This is a genomic window from Streptomyces sp. NPDC001828, from assembly GCF_042892175.1.
Classification (GTDB): Bacteria; Actinomycetota; Actinomycetes; order Streptomycetales; family Streptomycetaceae; genus Streptomyces.
The window spans coordinates 222,226-241,905 of sequence record NZ_JBIATV010000012.1 but is presented as its reverse complement, the minus strand read 5'-3'; the positions used below and the strand labels follow the sequence as shown (position 1 = coordinate 241,905).

The 19,680-nt window shown below is 72.8% G+C and carries 20 protein-coding genes; 13 read left to right on the top strand and 7 right to left on the bottom strand.

The genetic code is table 11. From position 1 onward, the window contains the following. The first annotated feature begins 55 nt into the window (after positions 1-55). A complete protein-coding gene (fdxA, locus tag ACFYZA_RS29895) occupies positions 56-376 on the top strand; it encodes a ferredoxin (RefSeq protein ID WP_018845645.1) in 321 nt (106 codons plus the stop codon). Between the two features lie 106 nt (positions 377-482). Next, positions 483-1,580: a succinyldiaminopimelate transaminase gene (gene dapC / locus ACFYZA_RS29890; protein WP_388493736.1), complete on the top strand. Its 1,098-nt coding sequence runs from the start codon at positions 483-485 to the stop codon at positions 1,578-1,580. A 74-nt stretch (positions 1,581-1,654) separates the two neighbouring features. Here the strand turns inward: dapC and ACFYZA_RS29885 are convergent, their stop codons facing one another. Together ACFYZA_RS29885 and ACFYZA_RS29880 are read right to left on the bottom strand one after the other, a co-directional pair. Next, positions 1,655-2,107 carry an ATP-binding protein gene (locus ACFYZA_RS29885; RefSeq protein WP_382595493.1) on the bottom strand — a complete coding sequence of 151 codons (453 nt, stop codon included), beginning with the start codon at positions 2,105-2,107 and terminating at the stop codon, positions 1,655-1,657. Positions 2,108-2,426: 319 nt separating this feature from the next. Continuing rightward, positions 2,427-3,398: a hypothetical protein gene (locus ACFYZA_RS29880; protein ID WP_382595496.1), complete on the bottom strand. Its 972-nt coding sequence runs from the start codon at positions 3,396-3,398 to the stop codon at positions 2,427-2,429. A 49-nt stretch (positions 3,399-3,447) separates the two neighbouring features. On the opposite strand from ACFYZA_RS29880, the gene dapE reads away from it, so the two are divergent. Both dapE and ACFYZA_RS29870 read left to right on the top strand, forming a co-directional pair. Beyond that, on the top strand, positions 3,448-4,527 hold the full coding sequence (gene dapE, locus ACFYZA_RS29875) for a succinyl-diaminopimelate desuccinylase (protein WP_382595498.1): 1,080 nt from the start codon (positions 3,448-3,450) through the stop codon (positions 4,525-4,527). Positions 4,528-4,766: 239 nt separating this feature from the next. Next, entirely contained in the window at positions 4,767-5,528 is a 762-nt protein-coding gene (locus ACFYZA_RS29870) for a TIGR00730 family Rossman fold protein (protein ID WP_161251564.1), read from the top strand. Between the two features lie 7 nt (positions 5,529-5,535). Here the strand turns inward: ACFYZA_RS29870 and folP are convergent, their stop codons facing one another. Beyond that, positions 5,536-6,420, bottom strand: coding sequence for a dihydropteroate synthase (gene folP / locus ACFYZA_RS29865; RefSeq protein WP_388493732.1), 885 nt, complete (start codon positions 6,418-6,420; stop codon positions 5,536-5,538). Between the two features lie 110 nt (positions 6,421-6,530). Between folP and ACFYZA_RS29860 the strand changes: the two genes are divergently transcribed. After that, the gene (locus ACFYZA_RS29860; protein WP_388493729.1) at positions 6,531-7,031 is read left to right on the top strand and encodes a cell division protein DivIVA; all 501 of its coding nucleotides are present in this window, start codon (positions 6,531-6,533) and stop codon (positions 7,029-7,031) included. After that, complete coding sequence (locus ACFYZA_RS29855; protein WP_388493727.1) at positions 7,028-7,609, top strand: DNA-3-methyladenine glycosylase I; 582 nt, start codon at positions 7,028-7,030, stop codon at positions 7,607-7,609. Before ACFYZA_RS29860 ends, ACFYZA_RS29855 begins: the two co-directional genes overlap by 4 nt. 25 nt (positions 7,610-7,634) lie before the next feature. Here the strand turns inward: ACFYZA_RS29855 and ACFYZA_RS29850 are convergent, their stop codons facing one another. Further along, positions 7,635-8,435 carry an enoyl-CoA hydratase/isomerase family protein gene (locus tag ACFYZA_RS29850; protein ID WP_382595510.1) on the bottom strand — a complete coding sequence of 267 codons (801 nt, stop codon included), beginning with the start codon at positions 8,433-8,435 and terminating at the stop codon, positions 7,635-7,637. 320 nt (positions 8,436-8,755) lie between these two features. On the opposite strand from ACFYZA_RS29850, the gene ACFYZA_RS29845 reads away from it, so the two are divergent. Next, the gene (locus ACFYZA_RS29845; RefSeq protein WP_003966491.1) at positions 8,756-8,923 is read left to right on the top strand and encodes a DUF3117 domain-containing protein; all 168 of its coding nucleotides are present in this window, start codon (positions 8,756-8,758) and stop codon (positions 8,921-8,923) included. A gap of 101 nt (positions 8,924-9,024) precedes the next feature. On the opposite strand, the gene ACFYZA_RS29840 is transcribed toward ACFYZA_RS29845, so the two are convergent. Further along, entirely contained in the window at positions 9,025-9,690 is a 666-nt protein-coding gene (locus ACFYZA_RS29840; RefSeq protein WP_382598509.1) for an O-methyltransferase, read from the bottom strand. 163 nt (positions 9,691-9,853) lie between these two features. On the opposite strand from ACFYZA_RS29840, the gene sigE reads away from it, so the two are divergent. The 5 genes from sigE to ACFYZA_RS29815 all read left to right on the top strand — a co-directional run bounded on the left by sigE (position 9,854) and on the right by ACFYZA_RS29815 (position 15,098). Further along, positions 9,854-10,630 (top strand): RNA polymerase sigma factor SigE, encoded by a 777-nt coding sequence (gene sigE / locus ACFYZA_RS29835; protein ID WP_382598511.1) that lies wholly within the window; start codon positions 9,854-9,856, stop codon positions 10,628-10,630. Further along, positions 10,627-11,619: an anti-sigma factor family protein gene (locus tag ACFYZA_RS29830; RefSeq protein WP_388493724.1), complete on the top strand. Its 993-nt coding sequence runs from the start codon at positions 10,627-10,629 to the stop codon at positions 11,617-11,619. The genes sigE and ACFYZA_RS29830 overlap by 4 nt, the downstream gene beginning before the upstream one ends. 90 nt (positions 11,620-11,709) lie before the next feature. Beyond that, positions 11,710-13,629: a trypsin-like peptidase domain-containing protein gene (locus ACFYZA_RS29825; protein WP_388493722.1), complete on the top strand. Its 1,920-nt coding sequence runs from the start codon at positions 11,710-11,712 to the stop codon at positions 13,627-13,629. 183 nt (positions 13,630-13,812) lie between these two features. Beyond that, a complete protein-coding gene (locus ACFYZA_RS29820; protein ID WP_382598517.1) occupies positions 13,813-14,262 on the top strand; it encodes a sec-independent translocase in 450 nt (149 codons plus the stop codon). 152 nt (positions 14,263-14,414) lie between these two features. Beyond that, the gene (locus ACFYZA_RS29815) at positions 14,415-15,098 is read left to right on the top strand and encodes a hypothetical protein (protein ID WP_382598519.1); all 684 of its coding nucleotides are present in this window, start codon (positions 14,415-14,417) and stop codon (positions 15,096-15,098) included. 105 nt (positions 15,099-15,203) lie between these two features. Here the strand turns inward: ACFYZA_RS29815 and ACFYZA_RS29810 are convergent, their stop codons facing one another. Continuing rightward, positions 15,204-16,496, bottom strand: a complete 1,293-nt coding sequence (locus ACFYZA_RS29810) for a serine hydrolase domain-containing protein (protein ID WP_388493719.1) — start codon at positions 16,494-16,496, stop codon at positions 15,204-15,206. A gap of 243 nt (positions 16,497-16,739) precedes the next feature. On the opposite strand from ACFYZA_RS29810, the gene ACFYZA_RS29805 reads away from it, so the two are divergent. Then, complete coding sequence (locus ACFYZA_RS29805; protein WP_388493717.1) at positions 16,740-18,488, top strand: FAD-dependent monooxygenase; 1,749 nt, start codon at positions 16,740-16,742, stop codon at positions 18,486-18,488. 55 nt (positions 18,489-18,543) lie between these two features. Here the strand turns inward: ACFYZA_RS29805 and ACFYZA_RS29800 are convergent, their stop codons facing one another. Continuing rightward, on the bottom strand, positions 18,544-19,677 hold the full coding sequence (locus ACFYZA_RS29800) for an Mrp/NBP35 family ATP-binding protein (protein WP_382598525.1): 1,134 nt from the start codon (positions 19,675-19,677) through the stop codon (positions 18,544-18,546). Between the last annotated feature and the right edge of the window lie 3 nt (positions 19,678-19,680).

Here is a 19,680-nt window from a genome sequence, read left to right as displayed (position 1 = left end):
ACGTGGACGGAGCCGCAGATCGGCCCGCCGCGCCCTATCGAGGAGGAACGACAGCGTGACCTACGTCATCGCGCAGCCTTGTGTAGACGTCAAGGACAAGGCGTGTATCGAAGAGTGCCCGGTCGACTGCATCTACGAGGGCTCCCGGTCCTTGTACATCCACCCGGATGAATGCGTCGACTGTGGCGCCTGCGAGCCGGTGTGCCCGGTCGAGGCGATCTTCTACGAGGACGACACCCCGGACGAGTGGAAGGACTACTACAAGGCGAACGTAGAGTTCTTCGACGAGCTCGGCTCGCCCGGTGGCGCCTCGAAGCTCGGCCTGATCGAGCGGGACCACCCCTTCATCGCAGCGCTGCCGCCGCAGAACGGCTGATCGCGCTTCCCCGGTCCCCGTACGGCGCTCCTGCCGTACGGGGCCGCGGTGTTTCCCGGCGCGGCCGTCGCACAGCACCGTACGTACGAGAAAGTGAGCACCTTCCGTGAGCGCAGTCTCCTCACGCCTTCCCGTCTTCCCCTGGGACAAGCTGGAGCCGTACAAGGCGACGGCCGCGGCCCACCCGGACGGCATCGTGGACCTCTCCGTCGGCACGCCCGTCGACCCGGTCCCCGCGCTCGTCCAGGAGGCCCTGGCCGGGGCGGCGGACTCGCCGGGCTATCCCACGGTGTGGGGCACCCCCGCGCTGCGGGACGCGATCAAGGGATGGCTGGAGAAGCGCCTGGGAGCGCGCTCGGTCGAGCACACCAACATCCTGCCGGTGGTCGGCTCCAAGGAACTGGTGGCCTGGCTGCCGACCCAGCTCGGGCTCGGCGCGGGCGACCAGGTCGCCTACCCGCGGCTCGCGTACCCGACGTACGAGGTCGGCGCGCGGCTGTGCGGCGCGGAGGCGGTCGTCTACGACGACCCGACCGAACTCGACCCCGCCCGCCTGAAGCTGATCTGGCTCAACTCGCCGTCCAACCCGACCGGCCGGGTGCTGGCCAAGGACGAGCTCGTCCGCATCGTGGCGTGGGCCCGCGAGCACGGCGTCCTCGTCTTCTCCGACGAGTGCTACCTGGAGCTGGGCTGGGAGGCCGAGCCCGTCTCGGTGCTGCACCCGGACGTGTGCGGCGGTGGCTACGAGGGCATCGTGGCCGTCCACTCGCTCTCCAAGCGCTCCAACCTGGCGGGCTACCGGGCCGCGTTCATCGCCGGTGACGCCGACGTGCTCGGCGAGCTGCTCCAGATCCGCAAGCACGGCGGCATGATGACCGCCGCGCCCGTGCAGGCGGCCACCGTCGCGGCCCTGGGCGACGACGCCCACGTGCGGGAGCAGCGCGCGCGGTACGCGGCGCGGCGCGCGGCGCTGCGCGAGGCCCTGGAGGGGCACGGCTTCCGCATCGAGCACAGCGAGGCCAGCCTGTACCTGTGGGCGACCCGCGACCAGGGCTGCTGGGAGACGGTGGCCCACCTCGCCGAGCTCGGCATCCTGGTGGCGCCCGGCGACTTCTACGGCGAGGCCGGCGAGCGGTTCGTGCGGGTCGCGTTCACGGCGACCGACGAGCGCGTCGAGGCGGCCGTGAAGCGCCTCACGCGGTAGCGGACGGCCACGTCACGCGAAGGGGCCCGGGGAGTGCGTACTCCCCGGGCCCCTTCGCATCACCCGCGTCCCGGTCAGCCGCCGAGGGGCAGGCCCTTCAGGGGGAGCTGGTCGGTGCTCGGCACGCCCTGGGTGGGCAGGTTGCCGCCCGGCAGGCCGCTCTGGGTGGCGGTCTTGGCGGCCGAGCCGAGGATGTCGCCCGCGCTGCCCGCCGCGTCGCCGGCCGCCTTCTGCGCGGCCGGGGTCGCCACCTTGCCGGTCTGGCCGACCGTCTTGCCCGCGGCCGGCACGGCCTTCTTGACGGCGTCGGCGCCGGTGCTGCCGGCCATGCCGGTGGTCTTCTGGGCCACCCCGTCCACGGCGTTGCTGACCGAGCTGGGGTCCATCTGGGTCAGGCCGCTGAGGTTCGGGGCGACCTGGGGGACTTCCACGGCGCTTGCGGAGCCGGCCGCACCGACCACGGGCGCTGCACCTGCCGCGATGAGCAGCGCGGCGCGGGCGATCCGACGGGTCAGGGGGAGGGACATGATGCTCCTTCAGACGGGTTGGAAATGTGTCGCTGTCCGGCGTTCGGACGCAGTGACAACCGCCGTGGGGGGAGGAGGGGTTCGGCGGGCCCGGGTAAAGAGTTTCCAATGCGTCGCATTATCTACTCTGGATAAAAACGGGCAAATGAAGCACGGAACTGACTCCTGATGATCCGTCAGATCCCTTTGTTCATAAGGGAATTGACGGTTCTCCCCGACGGGGTCCGGACGCGGGTGCGAAACCCCGAACCGGGGACGCGCCGATCCTTCGGTCGAGTGCCTCGCCGAACGGGTGACCGGGGTGTGATGCGGGGCCGATCTAGGACGCGAGGGTGATCCGGACCTCTTGCGTGCCGTCGGAGGGGGCGCCCACGGCGGTCCCGGGACCGGGGGACGCGGAGGCGTCGGCCGAGGCGGCGGTCCAGCCCCGGTCCGAGTCGTCCGCGCTCCAGGTGCGGCCCGCGTAGGTGACCCGCGCGACGTGCAGCGCCTCCGCCTGGGCCACCGCCCAGTGCGCCAGGGCCCAGCCGCGCTGCTCGACGCCGGTGCCGGAGGCGGCCGCGCTCTCGGTGACCCGCACGGGCACGGTCACGTCCTTGCCCGCCCCGGCCGGCTGCCGGGCCGGCACCACGCCCTCGCCGAAGGCCTTCGTCAGGTCGTCCCGCACCCGTGCGGGGTCGCCCGGCCGCACGCTCTTGGCCACCGTGCAGGTCAGCGAGGCCGACTCGCGGCCGGTCAGCGCCGCCGTGAGCACCGTCGCGTCCGGCTCGTGCTTCGCGTACGCCTGCGGGAAGCCGCTGCGCTGCACCTTCTGCGCGGCCACGGTCAGCGGAAGCCGTGAGTAGCCGGGCACTTCGGCGAGGTGCTTGTAGAACTTCCCCGCCGAGTACACCGGGTCCATGATCTGCTCGGCGCTGCCCCAGCCCATCGAGGGCCGCTGCTGGAAGAGGCCGAGCGAGTCGCGGTCGCCGTGGTTCAGGTTGCGCAGGCCCGACTCCTGGAGGGCGGTCGCCAGAGCGATGGTCACGGCCCGCTCCGGCATTCCCTGGGCGAGGCCGACGGCCGTGATCGTCGCCGCGTTCTGGGCCTGCTCGGGGCTCATCTCGAACGTGCCGCCCTGCCCGCCGCCCGACCCCGCCACGCATCTGGGCGCGCCGGGCCCCCCGCTCACGTACTGCACCACCAGGTAGCCGGCGAGCGCGAGCAGCACGGCCACGGCCGCCCCGAAACGCAGGAGGCGGCCGCGTCGGGAGGGGCGCGCGAGGGCGCTGGGCTCGGACACGGTGCCCACCGTACTGGAGCGCGAAGGGACCCCCGGCCGTGGAGTTAGGGTCGGACGCATGGCCCAAACCACCCTGGATCTCACCGCGGACGCGCCCACGCTGACCGCCCGCCTCGTCGATTTCGCCTCCGTCAGCGGCGACGAGAAGTCGCTGGCCGACGCCATCGAGCGGGAGCTGCGCAAGCTGGCGCACCTCACCGTCGACCGGCACGGCAACAACGTCGTGGCGCGCACGAACCTGGGCCGGGCCGAACGGATCATCCTGGCCGGGCACATCGACACCGTGCCGATCGCCGACAACGTGCCCTCCCGCCTCGACGAGGACGGCGTGCTGTGGGGCTGCGGGACGAGCGACATGAAGTCGGGCGTGGCGGTGCAGCTGCGCATCGCGCAGACGGTGACCGAGCCCAACCGGGACCTGACCTTCGTGTTCTACGACAACGAGGAGGTCGCCGCCCACCTCAACGGCCTCGGCAAGATCGCCGAGGCCCGCCCCGAGTGGCTGGCCGGAGACTTCGCGGTGCTGCTCGAACCCTCCGACACCGAGGTCGAGGGCGGCTGCCAGGGCACCCTGCGGGTGCTCCTGAGGACCAGCGGCGAGCGCGCCCACTCCGCCCGCAGCTGGATGGGCTCCAACGCCATCCACAAGGCCGCCCCCATCCTCGCGAAGCTGGCCGCCTACGAGCCGCGCCGCCCGGTGATCGACGGCCTGGAGTACCACGAGGGCCTCAACGCGGTGCGGATCGAAGGGGGCGTGGCCGGCAACGTGATCCCGGACGCCTGCACGGTCGTCGTCAACTACCGGTACGCGCCCGACCTCAGCGGCGAGCAGGCGCTCGCCCACGTCCGCGAGGTCTTCGCGGACTGCGACATCGCCGAGTTCGTCGTCGACGACCACTCCGGAGCCGCGCTGCCCGGCCTCTCGCATCCGGCGGCGGCCGCGTTCATGGCGGCGGTCGGCGGCACCGCACGGCCCAAGTTCGGCTGGACCGACGTCGCGCGCTTCGGCGACCTCGGCATCCCCGCAGTCAACTACGGGCCGGGCGACGCGCTCCTGGCCCACAAGCGGGACGAGCACGTCGTCGTCGAGCGGATCACCCGGTGCGAGCAGCGGCTGCGGGCCTGGCTGACCGACTGAGCCACGCTCCCGGGGCCGCCGCGCCCCGGACCCGCTTACGAGGGCCCGCCGCGCCCCGGATCCGCTTACGAGGACCCGCCGCGCCCCGGATCCGCTCCCGAGGACCCGCCGCACGCCGGGGCGGGTCCTTCTTTCAAGCCGTCGGTAGCGGTGTGGCCTGCCGCAATTCCGCCATTCGTCATGTTCGCCGACCTACCCTGGCTGAGCACGCGCAACATCGTCAGCGGAGGGAGCACGGCATGGCCAACCCCGAGGGAAGCCCGTTTCCGGCGGAGCAGCGGCTCGAACAGCGGCTCGGACCGGTGCTGCGCCGCCGCGACCAGGTCCAGGCCGGCACCACCGATCAGCGCCTCCTCGACTCCGAGGGCGACTCCCAGTGGGTGCACACCGACCCCTGGCGGGTCATGCGCATCCAGTCCGAGTTCGTCGAGGGCTTCGGCGCGCTGGCCGAACTGCCCAGCGCCATCAGCGTGTTCGGCTCGGCCCGCACCCCGGCCGGCTCGCCCGACTACGAGGCCGGCGTACGGATCGGCCGGGCCCTGGTCGACGCGGGCTTCGCCGTGATCACCGGCGGCGGACCGGGCGCGATGGAGGCCGCCAACAGGGGAGCGCGGGAGGGCAACGGGATCTCCGTCGGCCTCGGCATCGAGCTCCCCTTCGAGCAGGGGCTCAACCCGCACGTCGACATCGGGATCAACTTCCGCTACTTCTTCGTGCGCAAGACCATGTTCGTCAAGTACGCCCAGGGCTTCGTGGTGCTGCCGGGCGGACTCGGCACCCTGGACGAGCTGTTCGAGGCGCTGACCCTGGTGCAGACCCGCAAGGTCACCCGGTTCCCGATCGTCCTGTTCGGCACGGAGTACTGGGGCGGCCTCGTGGACTGGCTGCGCAACACGGTGGTCGGCCAGGGCAAGGCCTCCGAGGGCGACCTCCTGCTCTTCCACGTCACCGACGACGTGGACGAGGCGGTCGCCCTGGTCACCAAGGAGACCGGGCGCTGAACGCGCCCTAGGCGAGCCCCCGGCGGGCCACCGCCGGGGGACGGTGGCCCGCGATGGAGGCCACCATGTCCAGGACCTGGCGGGTCTCCGCCACCTCGTGGACGCGGTACACGCGGGCGCCCAGCCAGGCGGACACCGCCGTCGTCGCGAGCGTCCCGATCACCCGTTCCTTCACCGGACGGTCCAGCGTCTCGCCCACGAAGTCCTTGTTGGAGAGGGAGACCAGGACCGGCCATCCCGTGTCGGTCATCTCCTCCAGGCGCCGCGTCGCCTCCAGGCTGTGCCGGGTGTTCTTCCCGAAGTCGTGGCCCGGATCGATCATGATCCCGTCCGGCCGCACCCCCAGCTCGACGGCCCGCTCGGCCAGGCCGACCGTGACCCGCAGGATGTCCGCCATCACGTCCTCGTACGCGATCCGGTGCGGCCTGGTGCGCGGCTCCACCTCGCCCGCGTGGGTGCAGACGAGCCCGGCCCCGTAACGCGCCGCGACCTCGGCGAGCTTCGGATCGAAGCCGCCCCACGCGTCGTTCAGGACGTCCGCGCCCGCCTCGCAGACCGCCGCGGCCACGTCGTGCCGCCAGGTGTCCACGCTGATGACGACCTCGGGGAAGCGCCGGCGGACCTCGGCCACGAACCCGACCGTGCGCCGCGCCTCCTCCTCGGCGGTGACCTCCTCGCCGGGGCCCGCCTTGACCCCGCCGATGTCGATGATGGCCGCGCCCTCGGCCACGGCCTGCTCCACGCGGGCGAGCGCGGGCTCGTCCAGGAAGGTCGCGCCCTGGTCGTAGAAGGAGTCGGGGGTCCGGTTCACGATGGCCATGATCACCGGTTCGTACGCGGTGAATTCGCGCCGGCCAAGCCGCAGCGTGCCGCGGTCCGTTCCGCTGTGCATCCCCGTAGTCCTTTGCTGTGGTCCGGGCCGTTGTCCGCCTGCGACCCTAACTGTCAGTGCCGCATGGCACGATCGGACCCGACAGTTTCCGGCGTCGGGAAGGCTCGCTCGTGTTCTGGTTCTTGCTGATCGCGATGGTCGTCGTGGTCACCGCGGTGACCCTCGCCGTGGTGGGCGGCGGCGGTGACGAGGCGGCGGTGCTGTCGGACGCCGAGCCGGAGCACCTGGTGGATCCGCTGCCCGAGCACCGCCCCGTGGCCCGGGCCGACGTGGAGGCGCTGCGCATCCCGGTGGTGCTGCGGGGCTACCGGATGGCGGACGTCGACGACGTGCTGAGCCGCCTCGGCGCGGAGCTCGCCGAGCGGGACGCGCGGATCGCGGAGCTCCAGTCGGCGGCGGGCCCGGCCGCCCGCGAGCGACGCGCACCGGCCGGACCGCCGGCCTCCGCACAGCCCGGACCGGCCGCGCCCGACACCCGTGACGACGCCTTCCCCGACACCCGCCAGGACGCCTCCTCCGGTTCCGATGAGGACGTCTTCTCCGGTTCCGAGCAGGGCCCGGTGACGCCCCCTCACCGGGCCGGGCCGACCGACGAGGAGCCCCGGCGATGAGCGACGCGATCCCCGGCCCCGACGGGCGCCTGCGCTGCCCCTGGGGCCTGTCCACCGAGGACTACGTGGCCTACCACGACACCGAGTGGGGCCGCCCGGTGCACGGCGACGACGCGCTGTACGAGCGGCTCTGCCTGGAGGCCTTCCAGTCGGGTCTCTCCTGGATCACGATCCTGCGCCGCCGGGAGGGCTTCCGGCGGGCCTTCGCCGGTTTCAGGATCGCGGCGGTGGCGGAGTTCACCGACGCCGACAAGGAGCGCCTGCTCGGCGACGCGGGCATCATCCGCAACCGTCTCAAGATCGAGGCGACGGTCGCCAACGCGCAGGCCCTCGCCGGCTGGTCGCCCGGCGAGCTCGACGACCTCATCTGGTCCTACGCGCCGGACCCGGCCACCCGTCCGGCCCCCCGCACCCTCGCCGAGGTCCCCGCCGTCACCGACGAGTCGACGGCCCTGTCCAAGGCCCTCAAGAAGCGCGGCCTGCGCTTCATCGGCCCGACGACGGCGTACGCCCTGATGCAGGCCTGCGGTCTGGTCGACGACCACCTCGCGGACTGCGTGGCGCGGGGCGGCGCCTGAGCACCGCCCCGGCGGCGGACCGGGCTCAGCGCCCGACGTACTTCGGCTTCTCCTTGGCGAGGAAGGCGGCCACCGCGATGGCGTGGTCCTCGGACGCGCCCGCCTTCGCCTGGAGTTCGTCCTCCTTCTGCAGCGTCTGGGCCAGGGTGTGCCCCGCGCCGAAGGCCAGGGACGCCTTCAGGGCGCCGTACGCCACGGTCGGGCCCTCGGCCAGGGTGCGGGCCACCGCGAGGGCGGCTTCGGCCAGCTCGGCGGCCGGTACGACCTTGTTGACCAGGCCGATCTCGTACGCCTCCGACGCGGAGATGGAGCGCGGGAACAGCAGCAGATCGGCGGCGCGGGACTGGCCGATCAGGCGGGGCAGGGTCCACGAGACGCCCGAGTCGGCGGTCAGGGCCACCCCGGCGAACGAGGTGTTGAAGGCCGCCGTGTCCGCGACCACCCGGTAGTCCGCGGCCAGCGCGAAGCCGAGCCCGGCGCCCGCCGCAACGCCGTTGACGCCGGCCACCACGGGCTTCGGCATCTCGGTGAGCGCCGTCAGGATCGGGTTGTAGTGCTCGCGCACGGTGCTCATGGTCTGCCCGGTGCCCGCCTCGCGGTCCGCCGTCAGCGAGGCCACGTGCTCCTTGAGGTCCTGCCCGACGCAGAACGCCCGGCCGGTCGCGGTCAGCAGCACGGCCCGCACCGCCGGGTCCGCGGCGGCGGCCCGGACGGCCTCGCGGAGCGCGACCTTGGCCTCGGTGTTCATGGCGTTCATGGCCTCGGGCCGGTTGATCGTGATCGTCGCGAGCCCGTCGCTCACCTCGTACAGCACGGTGTCGGCCATGGTGGGATCCCCTCCGTCGCGGATGCTTCTCGGTCGTCGTATCCGCTCAGCATGGCGGAGATCACGAGCGCTGGGCATGTGACCTGCGTCTAACAATCCGGCTACCGTCGGGAACCGGCGGCGGCGAAGTATCGCAGGCGGATCGCCGAATTGGGTGGTTTTGATAGAGCGCGTTGCCCAAGCGATGCGGACCGATGTTGGTCATCGGGTCCTGCCATGCGGGATAATGACCTGGAAGCAATGTGTTCGATGCCGTGACGCGTACCCAATCCCGGGGGCCGTCGGCTGACGATGAGCTGGTTTCAGGAAGGGGAACGAGCATGGCGGCCATGAAGCCGCGGACGGGCGACGGCCCGCTCGAGGTGACCAAGGAGGGGCGGGGCATTGTCATGCGCGTTCCGCTCGAAGGCGGCGGTCGGCTTGTCGTCGAGCTGACTCCGGACGAGGCCGATGCCCTCGGCGACGCCCTGAAGAAGGTCGTCGGCTGAGTTAGCGGTACGACCCAGACTCTTCACCGCCCCGGTTCGGCACACATGAGAATGTGTGCCGAACCGGGGCGGTGTCGTGTGTGGGGGGCGGGCCGGGCGGGTCAGCCGCGGCGGACCGCGCAGAGCAGCCCGTCGCCGACCGGCAGCAGCGAGGCCACGAGTTCGGTGCTCTCGCGCACCGCGCGCAGCAGTTCGCGCAGCCGCAGCACCTCGGCCGGCTGGGCCGCCGAATCGACGGTGCGGCCGTCCGCGAAGACGCCCTCGAAGCAGACGATTCCGCCGGGCCGCAGCAGGCGCAACGATTCAGCGAGCACGTCGAGCGACTCCAACGGGTCGCCGTCGCAGAACACCAGGTCGTACCCGCCGTCCGCGAGCCGGGGCAGTACGTCCAGGGCGCGCCCGGGAATGAACCGGGCCCGGTTGGCGGCGAAGCCCGCCGCGCGGAACGCCTGCTTGGCGAACTGCTGGCGGTCCGGCTCCGGGTCGACGGTGGTCAGCACGCCGTCCGGTCGCAGCCCCTGCAGCAGGTAGATGCCGGAGACGCCGGTGCCGGTGCCGATCTCCGCGACCGCCTTCGCGTCCGCCGTGGCAGCGAGCAGCCGCAGCGCGGCGCCTGTCCCCGGGGACACCGAACGCAGGCCCGCGTCCCGGGACCGGTCACGGGCCCAGCGCAGCGCGTCGTCCTCGGCGACAAAGGCGTCCGCGAACGCCCAGCTCGTCTGCCGGTTGGCGGTAATGGCCCTCTCCTGTCCCCTTGGTTGGCGCAACGGTGACTGTATCCGCTGGCGTCGGGAACTCGCAGATGGGACCGCGCGTTATGGGGGCAGGGGAACAGCGGGGGAGCGCATGGACGGGTTCAGGGGAGAGGGCCGGAAGCCGGTCCCAAATGCACGTAAAGATTCTTATCCGGAGCTAACGGGCGAGGTGGCTATGGTAGGGGCTCCACTGGACACCACCAGAGCCGACAGGGGAGGTGCGGCTGCGCCTGTGGATCGGGGAGGAGTGCTGCGGCGCTTTCTCAGGTCGGCGGGTGAGCCGAAATCCGTGACCAACATTGCTGACCGTTCCCGCGCTACCAGCTCCGCAACTACCGCGACCTTCGCCGACGCGGATTCCCAGGCGTGGACTCCCCCTACGTGGGAGGAGATCGTCAGCACGCACAGCGGCCGGGTCTACCGCCTCGCCTACCGTCTGACGGGAAACCAGCACGACGCCGAGGACCTGACGCAAGAGGTCTTCGTCCGTGTCTTCCGCTCCCTGTCGACGTACACGCCGGGCACGTTCGAGGGCTGGCTGCACCGCATCACGACCAACCTCTTCCTGGACATGGTCCGCCGCCGTCAGCGCATCCGCTTCGACGCGCTCGGCGACGACGCGGCGGAGCGGCTGCCCAGCCGCGAGCCCAACCCCCAACAGGTCTTCAACGACGCCCACTTCGACGCCGACGTCCAGCAGGCGCTCGACACCCTCGCGCCCGAGTTCCGCGCGGCCGTGGTCCTCTGTGACATCGAGGGTCTCTCCTACGAGGAGATCGCCGCCACCCTCGGGGTGAAGCTCGGCACCGTCCGCAGCCGTATCCACCGCGGCCGCTCCCACCTGCGCAAGGCCCTTCAGCACCGTTCGCCCGAAGCCCGCGCCGAGCAGCAGCGCGCGCTGGCGGGAGTGGCGCCGGGAGCTCTCGGGGTGGCCGGAGAGGGGATGGCGTGAGTGGTTCGAGTCCCACCCCGGCGGAACAGCACCTCGGGGACCGGCTCGCGGCCCTGGTCGACGGCGAGCTGAACCACGATGCCCGCGAACGTGTCCTGTCCCATCTGGCGACCTGCGCCAAGTGCAAGGCGGAGGCCGACGCCCAGCGCAACCTGAAGAACGTCTTCGCCCAGGCGGCCCCGCCGCCGCCGTCCGAGGGCTTCCTCGCCCGGCTGCAGGGCCTGCCCGGCGGGCCGGTCGGCACCGGAGGTGACGACGACGGCTCCGGGGGACCGTTCGGCGGGGGACGCCGAGTCGACGGGTTCTTCGGAGGATCCGGGGTGCTGAGCCCCACGGCCGGTGACCCCGGGGACCCGCGCGTCTCCCGCCCGGGCGGTTTCGGCTACGTTCCGGTCGGCTCCCACGCGGCGGTTCTGCCCGACGGGCTGAGCGGCGGCTTCCGCATCCACGAGGTGGGCAGGTCCGAGCAGGACCGCCCGGGCTCGGCCTGGCGCGGCCGCCGGTTCGCGTTCGCGGCGGCGAGTGCCGTGTCCCTGGCGGCGATCGCGCTCGGCGGCACCCTGCCGCTGGGCTCGGCGTCCGGGGCCCGCGCCGCGGGCAGCGGCAGCAATGTCGTGCCGATGCGGTCCAACAGCCCTGCCCCGAGCGGCAGTTCGGCCGAGGAGCGGCGTCGCGGTGGCGCGGCGGCCGGGTTCCTCGCGGCGATGTCGGCCCAGTCCACGGCCCCCGCCGCGCCGGGACCGCGCACCCTGAACGCGATGCCCGCGCAGACCGGTCCGGTCCAGCCGCTCGGCGGCGCGTTCCCGGCGGCCCGGCTGAACGGCTCGTCCCTGCCGCCGTTGATACGGCCCGCGGTGGCGACGCTGCCGCTCACCACGACGGACCTGACGACCCGGGTGCTCACCGCCGCGCCCTCCGCGACACCGGCGGCGCCGCAGCAGCTCGCGGCTCCGATCGCCCCCGGGCTCCCGCTCGCCGCCCGGCGCTGACCGCGCCCTGCCGTCACCCCGGGCGACCTGGTTGAATCCCGGGGAGGGGTGCTCGTCGGAGCACGCAGGGAAGCCAGTTGCGGGGAGAGCATGAACGAGCAGCCCACCGGGCCGAAGCCGAAGTGGTGGAGCCGTCCGCAGTCGGGCCGCCCCCGCGCCATCGAACCCCCGGCCGACACCTACGACTTGGCCCCGCCGACCGGGGCGCCCCAGGCGACCGGAACGGCCGAGGCGGCCGAGCCCACCCACCCCACCGAGGGGCGGCCAGTCGCCCCAGCGACCGGTGCTGACACTCCGTCAGATCCGGGGCGCGAGGCGGAGGGCATACCGCCCGGTCCGGCGAGCGAGCCCGTGCACGACCCCGAGCCGCAGGATGCCCAGGCCGCCCCGGTGAGCGAGCCCGAACGGCCGGACGTCCAGGCCGGCGCTCCCGCACAGCAGGCGGCCCCCGTAGAGCCGGCCCACGCCCCCGAGCCGCAGGCCGTCCCGGGCGGCCCCGCCGATCCGGTCCATGACCCCGCACCGCAGATCACCGCTGTCGATCCCGTCCGCGACTCCGCACCGCAGGTCACCCCCGTCGAGGGCGGCGGCCCCGTGGCCCCGGCTCCTCGTCAGCCGCTGCACGCCCCCGACCCCTACGGCACCCCGCCGTACGGCGGGCCCGGGCCGTGGTCGCCCGCGCCGCCCGTGCAGCGTCCGGTGCCGACGCCGCCTGCCGGTACCGCGCTGCCGCAGCAGCAGGCCCCGTACGCCAACGGCCAGGCACCGGCGCCCCAGGCCCCGTACGCCGCGCCCCCGGCGCCTCCCGGGCCTCCCACGCCTCCCGTCTCGCAGTGGCTTCAGTACGACCCCTGGGCGGCGCCCGGGGAGCCGTTCAGCAGGCTCGGGGAGCCGGAGCCCAGGAAGCGTCGGCGCGGGGCGCTCCTCGTCGGGGCCGTGTTGCTCGCTCTGGTCGCCGGAGGGATCGGCGGCGGTGTGGGCGCGTACGTGGAGCGCAACGGCGGCATCACCAGCGTCAAGCTGCCGCAGTCCGGCAAGGAGCCGCAGGGCAGGGCGCCGGACAGCGTGGCCGGGATCGCCGCGAGCGCGCTGCCGAGCGTGGTCACCATCCATGTCACCGGCGCCGCCGAGTCCGGCACCGGCACCGGCTTCGTCCTCGACAACGCCGGGCACATCCTGACCAACAACCACGTGGTGAAGGCCGCCGGCGACTCCGGCAAGATCTCGGTCACCTTCAGCGGCGGCGAGAGCGTGGCCGCCCAGGTGGTCGGCCGCGACACCGGGTACGACCTCGCGGTCGTCAAGGTCAGCGGCGTATCGGGGATGAAGCCGCTCGCGCTCGGCAACTCCGACAACGTCCTGGTCGGCGACCCCGTGGTGGCCATCGGGGCGCCCTTCGACCTCTCCAACACGGTGACGTCCGGCATCATCAGCGCCAAGGAGCGCCCGATCACGGCGGGCGGCGAGGACGGCGACGGCAGCGACGTCAGCTATGTCGACGCGCTCCAGACCGACGCCCCGATCAACCCGGGGAACTCCGGCGGCCCCCTCGTCGACTCGAAGGCCCGCGTGATCGGGATCAACAGCGCGATCAGGTCGGCCGGCAACGGCGGCGCGGACGGCGGTGGCGGTCAGGCCGGCTCGATCGGGCTCGGCTTCGCCATACCGATCAACCAGGCCAAGCGGGTCGCCGAGGAGCTGATCAACTCCGGCCGGGCCACGCACCCGGTGATCGGCGTCACGCTCGACATGAAGTTCACCGGCGACGGCGCGCGCGTGGCCGACAAGGCGACCGACGGCAAGCCGTCCGTCACCGCGGACGGCCCCGGCGCCAAGGCGGGCCTCCGGCCGCAGGACGTGATCACCAAGGTGGACGGCCAGCGGGTGCACGGCGGCGAGGAGTTGATAGTGAAGATCCGCGCGCACCGCCCCGGCGACCAGCTCCGCCTCACGTTCACACGGGACGGCAGGGAACAGGAGCTCACTCTGACGCTCGGCTCCTCCTCCTGAGACCCCCGGGACGGGCCCGGGCCGCGCCCGGGCGTCCCGCCGGCCCCGTACCGATGCCCAAAGGTCACCCCGTGGGTACCGCGGCGACAGTTCCGCCGGGTACCGTGGAGCGGTCCATGACCGGACGCGGGGCTGAGAACCAAGCGCCGAGATCGCGAGCACTGAGAACACGAGGAGCAGCGGGTGTTCAACGACATCGGGCCCATGGAGCTGGTCACACTCGTGGTCCTCGCCGTGCTCATCTTCGGCCCGGACAAGCTCCCCAAGCTGATCCAGGACCTGTCGAACATCATCCGCAAGGTGCGGAGCTTCTCCGAGAGCGCCAAGCAGGACATCAGGGCCGAGCTGGGTCCCGAGTTCAAGGACTTCGAGTTCGAGGACCTCAACCCCAAGAACTTCGTCCGCAAGCAGCTCATGGACAACGACGACCTGGGCTTGAAGGAGATCCGCAACAGCTTCGACCTGCGCAAGGACATGGAAGAGGTCGCGGACGCCGTGCACGGCCGCGAGTCGGCCCCCGTCACGACCGCCGCCAACGGTTCGGTGAACGGTTCGGGCACCCCCGACATGCTCAAGAAGCGCGAGAAGCTGGACCCGGGCGAGCGCCCGCCCTTCGACGCCGACGCCACCTGACAGGCGCCGATACCCGCTGATACACGCCAACCCGACATGGGCTTTTCCGGCGAGCCCTGCCGAGGTGGCTATCCTCCATCTGTCCGGATGCCAGGACGCCCGAGGGGGGCGGGCCGCGCCGGACGCTACTGATCTAGGAGGCGGCCGGGCAGATGGAGACGACAAGCCGGGTAGCGGGGCAGTCCCCTCAAGGGGGGCCCGAGGGTGCCAAGGCCACACCGGAGGGAGTGCCGGGGGCCCGGCGAACGGTCGACGGCTATCTGCGCGCGCCCTTCCCCTGGTACGGACTCGACGAGGCGTTCACCGGGCCGCGCTGGCTGATGCAGGTGGCGCTCGCCGCCGACGGCACGGTCCAGCACGGTTCGGTCGGGCACGGCGACGAGCCGACGATACGGCCCGAGGCGGCGGGGAGCGCGGCCGAGCGCGAGCGGTTCGCGGTGGTCGTGAGCATCCCCGCGAACCCGGTGCGCCGCAGCGGCGACGGCACCGGCGTCCTGGAGGCCACCTCGGTCTCCTCGGCGGCCTGGCTGGCGGGCTCGGGGCTGCTCTCCTTCACCTGGCCCGCGCAGATGGACCACGTGCTGCGCGGCGACTGGCTGGACCAGCAGACCGAGACGGCCTGGGAACTCGCCGACGACCTGGCGGGCCCCGACTGGTCGACGCTCTCGCTCCCCGTGGACGGCGAGCCGACCGAGTTCCACTACCGCGAGTCCGAGTTCGGCTGGGTCCTGGCCGGCTCGGCGCGGAGCGGGGTTCACCTGGGCGCGTACGGGCGCGGCCTGAGCGCCTACGGGCTCGGCTTCTCGGTGATCAAGGACATCGCCTCGTACGAGTGAGTACGCGGTGAGCTCACGGCGGTACCCGTAAGGGGCGCCTCGCTATTGCGAGGTGCCCCTTACCGCTGACTGCGCGCGTCCATGGCCGACGCGTCGGCGCACCGTCTAGGAGGCCGGGAAGAGCTTGGCGATGAGGAACTTGGTCAGCTGGTCGGCCGGTGCCGTTCCGTCCGGGGACTGGTTGAGGTTGACGAGCACCACGACGGTCGCGCGGCGCCCGGGGTCGTACCCCACGAAGCTGTTGTAGCCGGGGATCTGGCCGTCGTGCCCGATGAACCCGTCGACGTCGGCGACGCCGAGCCCGTACGTCGGCCTGCCCGGCTGCGGCGAGGTGGGGATGAAGTGCAGCCGCTCCCGCTGCAGTTGGGGGTTCAGGAGGGTGCCTTCGGCCAGCGCCGGGGCCCAGCGCCGCAGGTCGTCGACGGTGGAGACGGCGGCGCCCGCCGCCCAGGCCCACGAGGCGTTGACGTGTGTGACCTCGTACGGGTTGCCGGCCTTCCAGTCCGCCCAGGCGGCGTCCTTGCCGGTCAGCACCGGGGCCGTCAGGCTGCCGACGTTGCTGATGAACTCGTAGCCCTCGGCCTGCGGATCCGGCACGGTGGCGTCGCTGTCCAGGCTGGTGTGGCCCATGCCGACCCTGTCGAAGACGCGCTCCTTGAACAGCTGCTCAAGGGGCTGCCCGGTGAGGTGCTCGGCGATGAGTCCGAGCAGCACGTAGTTCGTGTTGGAGTAGTGCCAGCCCTTGCCCGGCGGGAAGTACGCGGGGTGCTGGAAGGCCACGTCCAGGAGGTCCTGCGGGCTCCACCGGCTCTCGGGCCGCTCGTCGAGCCGCCGGTTGAAGCCGGGGTCCTCGGAGTAGTTGTAGAGGCCGCTGGTCATCTGGAGCAGCTGGCGGACGGTGATGTGCCCGGCGTTCGGAACGTCCGGGCGGAAGTCCGCCAGCGGGGAGTCGAGCGACAGCTTGCCCTCCTGGACCAGTTGCAGGACCACCGTCGCCGTGAACGTCTTGGTGATGCTGCCGACCCGCATGTGCTGGTCGGTCCTGACGGGCGCCCCGGTCGTGAGGTCGCCGGTGCCCAGGGCCGCGGTCCAGGTGCCCGCGCCGGGGGTGCTGACGGAGACGATCGCACCGGGGATGCGCGTCCGCTGCATCATCGCGATCAGATCCGGCGTCAGGCTTTGCGGGTCGGGCGCGGCGCGCACCGCGCCCGTGCGCTGCGCGCCGGCCGGAGCGCCGATCGCGGGCGCGGCGAGTGCCAGCGGCAGCACGGAGGCGACCAGCAGGGCGGCCCAGGGGCGGGGCCGGGTGCTCCGGGTGGTCCGGATCCGGGACGGTCGACGGGGGTCGTCGGCCGGGCGGCGGGCGGGGGCGGCGGGTGCCAGCGGGTCGGTATCCATAGGGACATCCAGGTGGCCTCGGGGGAGTGGCGCACTGGTCGTGCACCGGACCGGAGCCCCTGGATCCGCTCGCGTCGGCGGCGGGTGCCTGCCAGGTTCCGGTCCCCAGCCCTCCCCCATCAGCAGGATAGGTCGGCCTCGTGCGGGCCGCACCGAGACGGTTCCCGTTGCCTCGCCGCCCGGGCCGCGCAGGGCCACACTGGAAGGGGAACGGGGGCCGGGGGCGGAGACCGGGAGGCATCCGTGGCGCACAGTCCCAGCACCGAGGTCTTGATCGTGGGCGCCGGCCCGGTGGGCCTGAGCGCGGCCGCCGAGCTCGCCCGGCACGGAGTGCGCATCCGGCTCGTCGACCGGCTGCCGGCCCGGCTTCCGTACGCGAAGGCGGTCGGCATCCAGCCCCGCACCCTGGAGCTCTGGGACCGGATGGGCCTGGCCCGCAACGTCCTGGAGGCGGCCGTGCCGATCCACGGACAGCTGACCTACGTCAACGGCGTCGAGCAGCCGAGGATGGATCTCGAACTGCCGCCCGAGGTGCCGTACGGGTTCGCCGCGCTGCCGCAGTACGAGACCGAACGCCTCCTGGAGGAGTACCTCGCGGGTCTGGGCACGGCCATCGAGCGCGGGACGGAACTGCTGTCCTTCCGTCAGGACGCGGACGGGGTGACCGCGCTCCTGCGCACCGCGTCGGGTGGCCAGGAGGAGGTCAGGACCGGCTGTCTCGTCGGCTGCGACGGCGCGCACAGCGCGGTCCGCAAGGGGCTCGGGCTCTCCTTCGAGGGAGGGGCCTTCCCGACGAGTTACATGCTGGCCGACGTCGAGGCCGACTGGGACCTGCCGACCGGCTACAGCGTGCGGTCCACCCACCGCGCGGACGACGGCACGGTCGACGACCTGCTGGTCTGTGTGCCGCTGCCCGGCGCGAACCGGTACCGCGTGTCCATGCTGGCCCCGCCCGAACTCACCGAACGTCCGGCGGAGGACGGCACCGCGCGGGCCACCGGCGACGGAGCGGCATCGGACGGCGTGGCCCACGGCCTGGGCGGCGAGCGCCTCCCGGAGCTGTCCCAGATCCAGGCCGTGGTGGACCGCCTCGCCCCCGCCCCGACCGCTCTGTCCCGTATGCGCTGGTCCTCGGTGTTCCGCATCAGCCACCGGATCGTCGACCGCTACGGCGAGGGGCGCGTCTTCGTCGCGGGGGACGCCGCGCACATCCATCCGCCCACCGGCGCCCAGGGCATGAACACCGGCATCCAGGACGCCTGCAACCTGGCCTGGAAGCTCGCCCTCGTGCTGCGGGGCTCGGCCGGATCCGCCCTGCTCACCAGCTACGACGCCGAGCGCCGTCCGGTGGGTGAGGAGGTGGTGGGCCGGACCGTGCGGCACGCGGCCCAGGGCGTCCAGGCCGACCCCGACGACCCGAGGACGCTGATGCTCCGCGAGGCCCAGCTGCTGATCGACTACCGCGAAGGCCCGCTCGCCACGGCCCCGTACGGCCCGGCCGACGCGCCCCAGCCGGGCGACCGGGCCCCGGACTGCAACGGGCTCGCCGCGCCGCTGATCACCTACCGGATGCGGCTGCTGGACGTCCTGCGCGGCTGCCCGGGGCACGCCGTGCTCCTCTACCTGACCGACCCGGCCGACCCGGCCGTCGCCCAGGCCGCCGCCGAACTCGAAGGCGCCCGCGCCATCGGGACGGCTCCCCGGCAGGGGCTGCGGGCCGTGGCGGTCGTCGCCCAGGGGATCGAGTCCCTGGAGCCCGACGCCCCCACGGCCCGCTCCCCGCTGCCGAGCCCGGCCGATCTGGCGTCGCTCGTGCACCTGCCGGTGCCCGGATACCTGGACGCGGCGGGGGAGTTCGCGCGGATCTACCGTCCCCAGGGCCCGACCGGCTTCATCGTCCGGCCGGACGGACAACTGGGCGCCCGCTTCCCCCTGGCGCGTACGAAGGAGGCGCTGGCCGAGTACCTCGCGGCGCTGTCCGTCCCGGCGTAGCGGGGGAGCGCCGCGCGTGGGGCCGGGGCGTCGTGCGACGCCGCCGGCCGCACGGCTAGAACTTGTTGCGCGGGGTGATCCCCAGGGACATGCCCGACAGGCCGCGGGCGCGGCCGCCCAGCTTGCCCGCGATGGCGCGCAGCGCGGCGCCGGCCGGGGAGTCCGGGTTGGACAGGACGACGGGACGGCCGTCGTCGCCGCCTTCGCGCAGCCGGACGTCGATCGGGATGGAGCCGAGCACCGGCACGTTGGTGCCGGTCGTCCTGGTCAGGCCGTCGGCGACCTTCTGGCCGCCACCGGTGCCGAACACGTCGACCATCTCGTCGCAGTGCGGGCAGGGCAGGCCCGCCATGTTCTCGACGACGCCGACGATCTTCTGGTGGGTCTGCACGGCGATGGAACCGGCCCGCTCGGCGACCTCGGCGGCGGCCTGCTGCGGGGTGGTCACCACGAGGATCTCGGCGTTCGGGACCAGCTGGGCCACCGAGATCGCGATGTCGCCGGTGCCCGGCGGCAGGTCGAGCAGGAGGACGTCCAGGTCGCCCCAGTACACGTCCGCGAGGAACTGCTGGAGCGCGCGGTGCAGCATCGGGCCGCGCCACACGACCGGGGCGTTGCCCGGCGTGAACATGCCGATGGAGATGACCTTCACGCCGTTCGCGGACGGCGGCATGATCATGTTCTCGACCTGGGTGGGCTTGCCGTCGGCGCCCAGCATGCGCGGCACCGAGTGGCCGTAGATGTCGGCGTCCACGACGCCGACCTTCAGGCCGTCCGCCGCCATCGCGGCCGCCAGGTTGACCGTGACCGAGGACTTGCCGACGCCGCCCTTGCCGGAGGCGACCGCGTACACGCGGGTCAGCGAGCCGGGCTGGGCGAAGGGCACCTCGCGCTCGGCCGTGCCGCCGCGCAGCGAGGTCGCGAGGTCCTTGCGCTGTTCGTCGCTCATCACGTCGAGGGTCACGTCGACGCGGCTGACGCCCTCGACCCGCTCGACCGCCTCCGTCACGTTCTTCGTGATGGTTTCGCGCATCGGGCAGCCGGAGACGGTCAGATACACCGTGACGGCCACTGCCCCGTCCTCGCCGATCTGCACCGATTTGACCATGCCGAGTTCAGTGATGGGTCGGTGGATCTCGGGGTCGTTCACCGTCGCCAGTGCCTCAAGCACCGCGTCTTCCGTAGCCATACG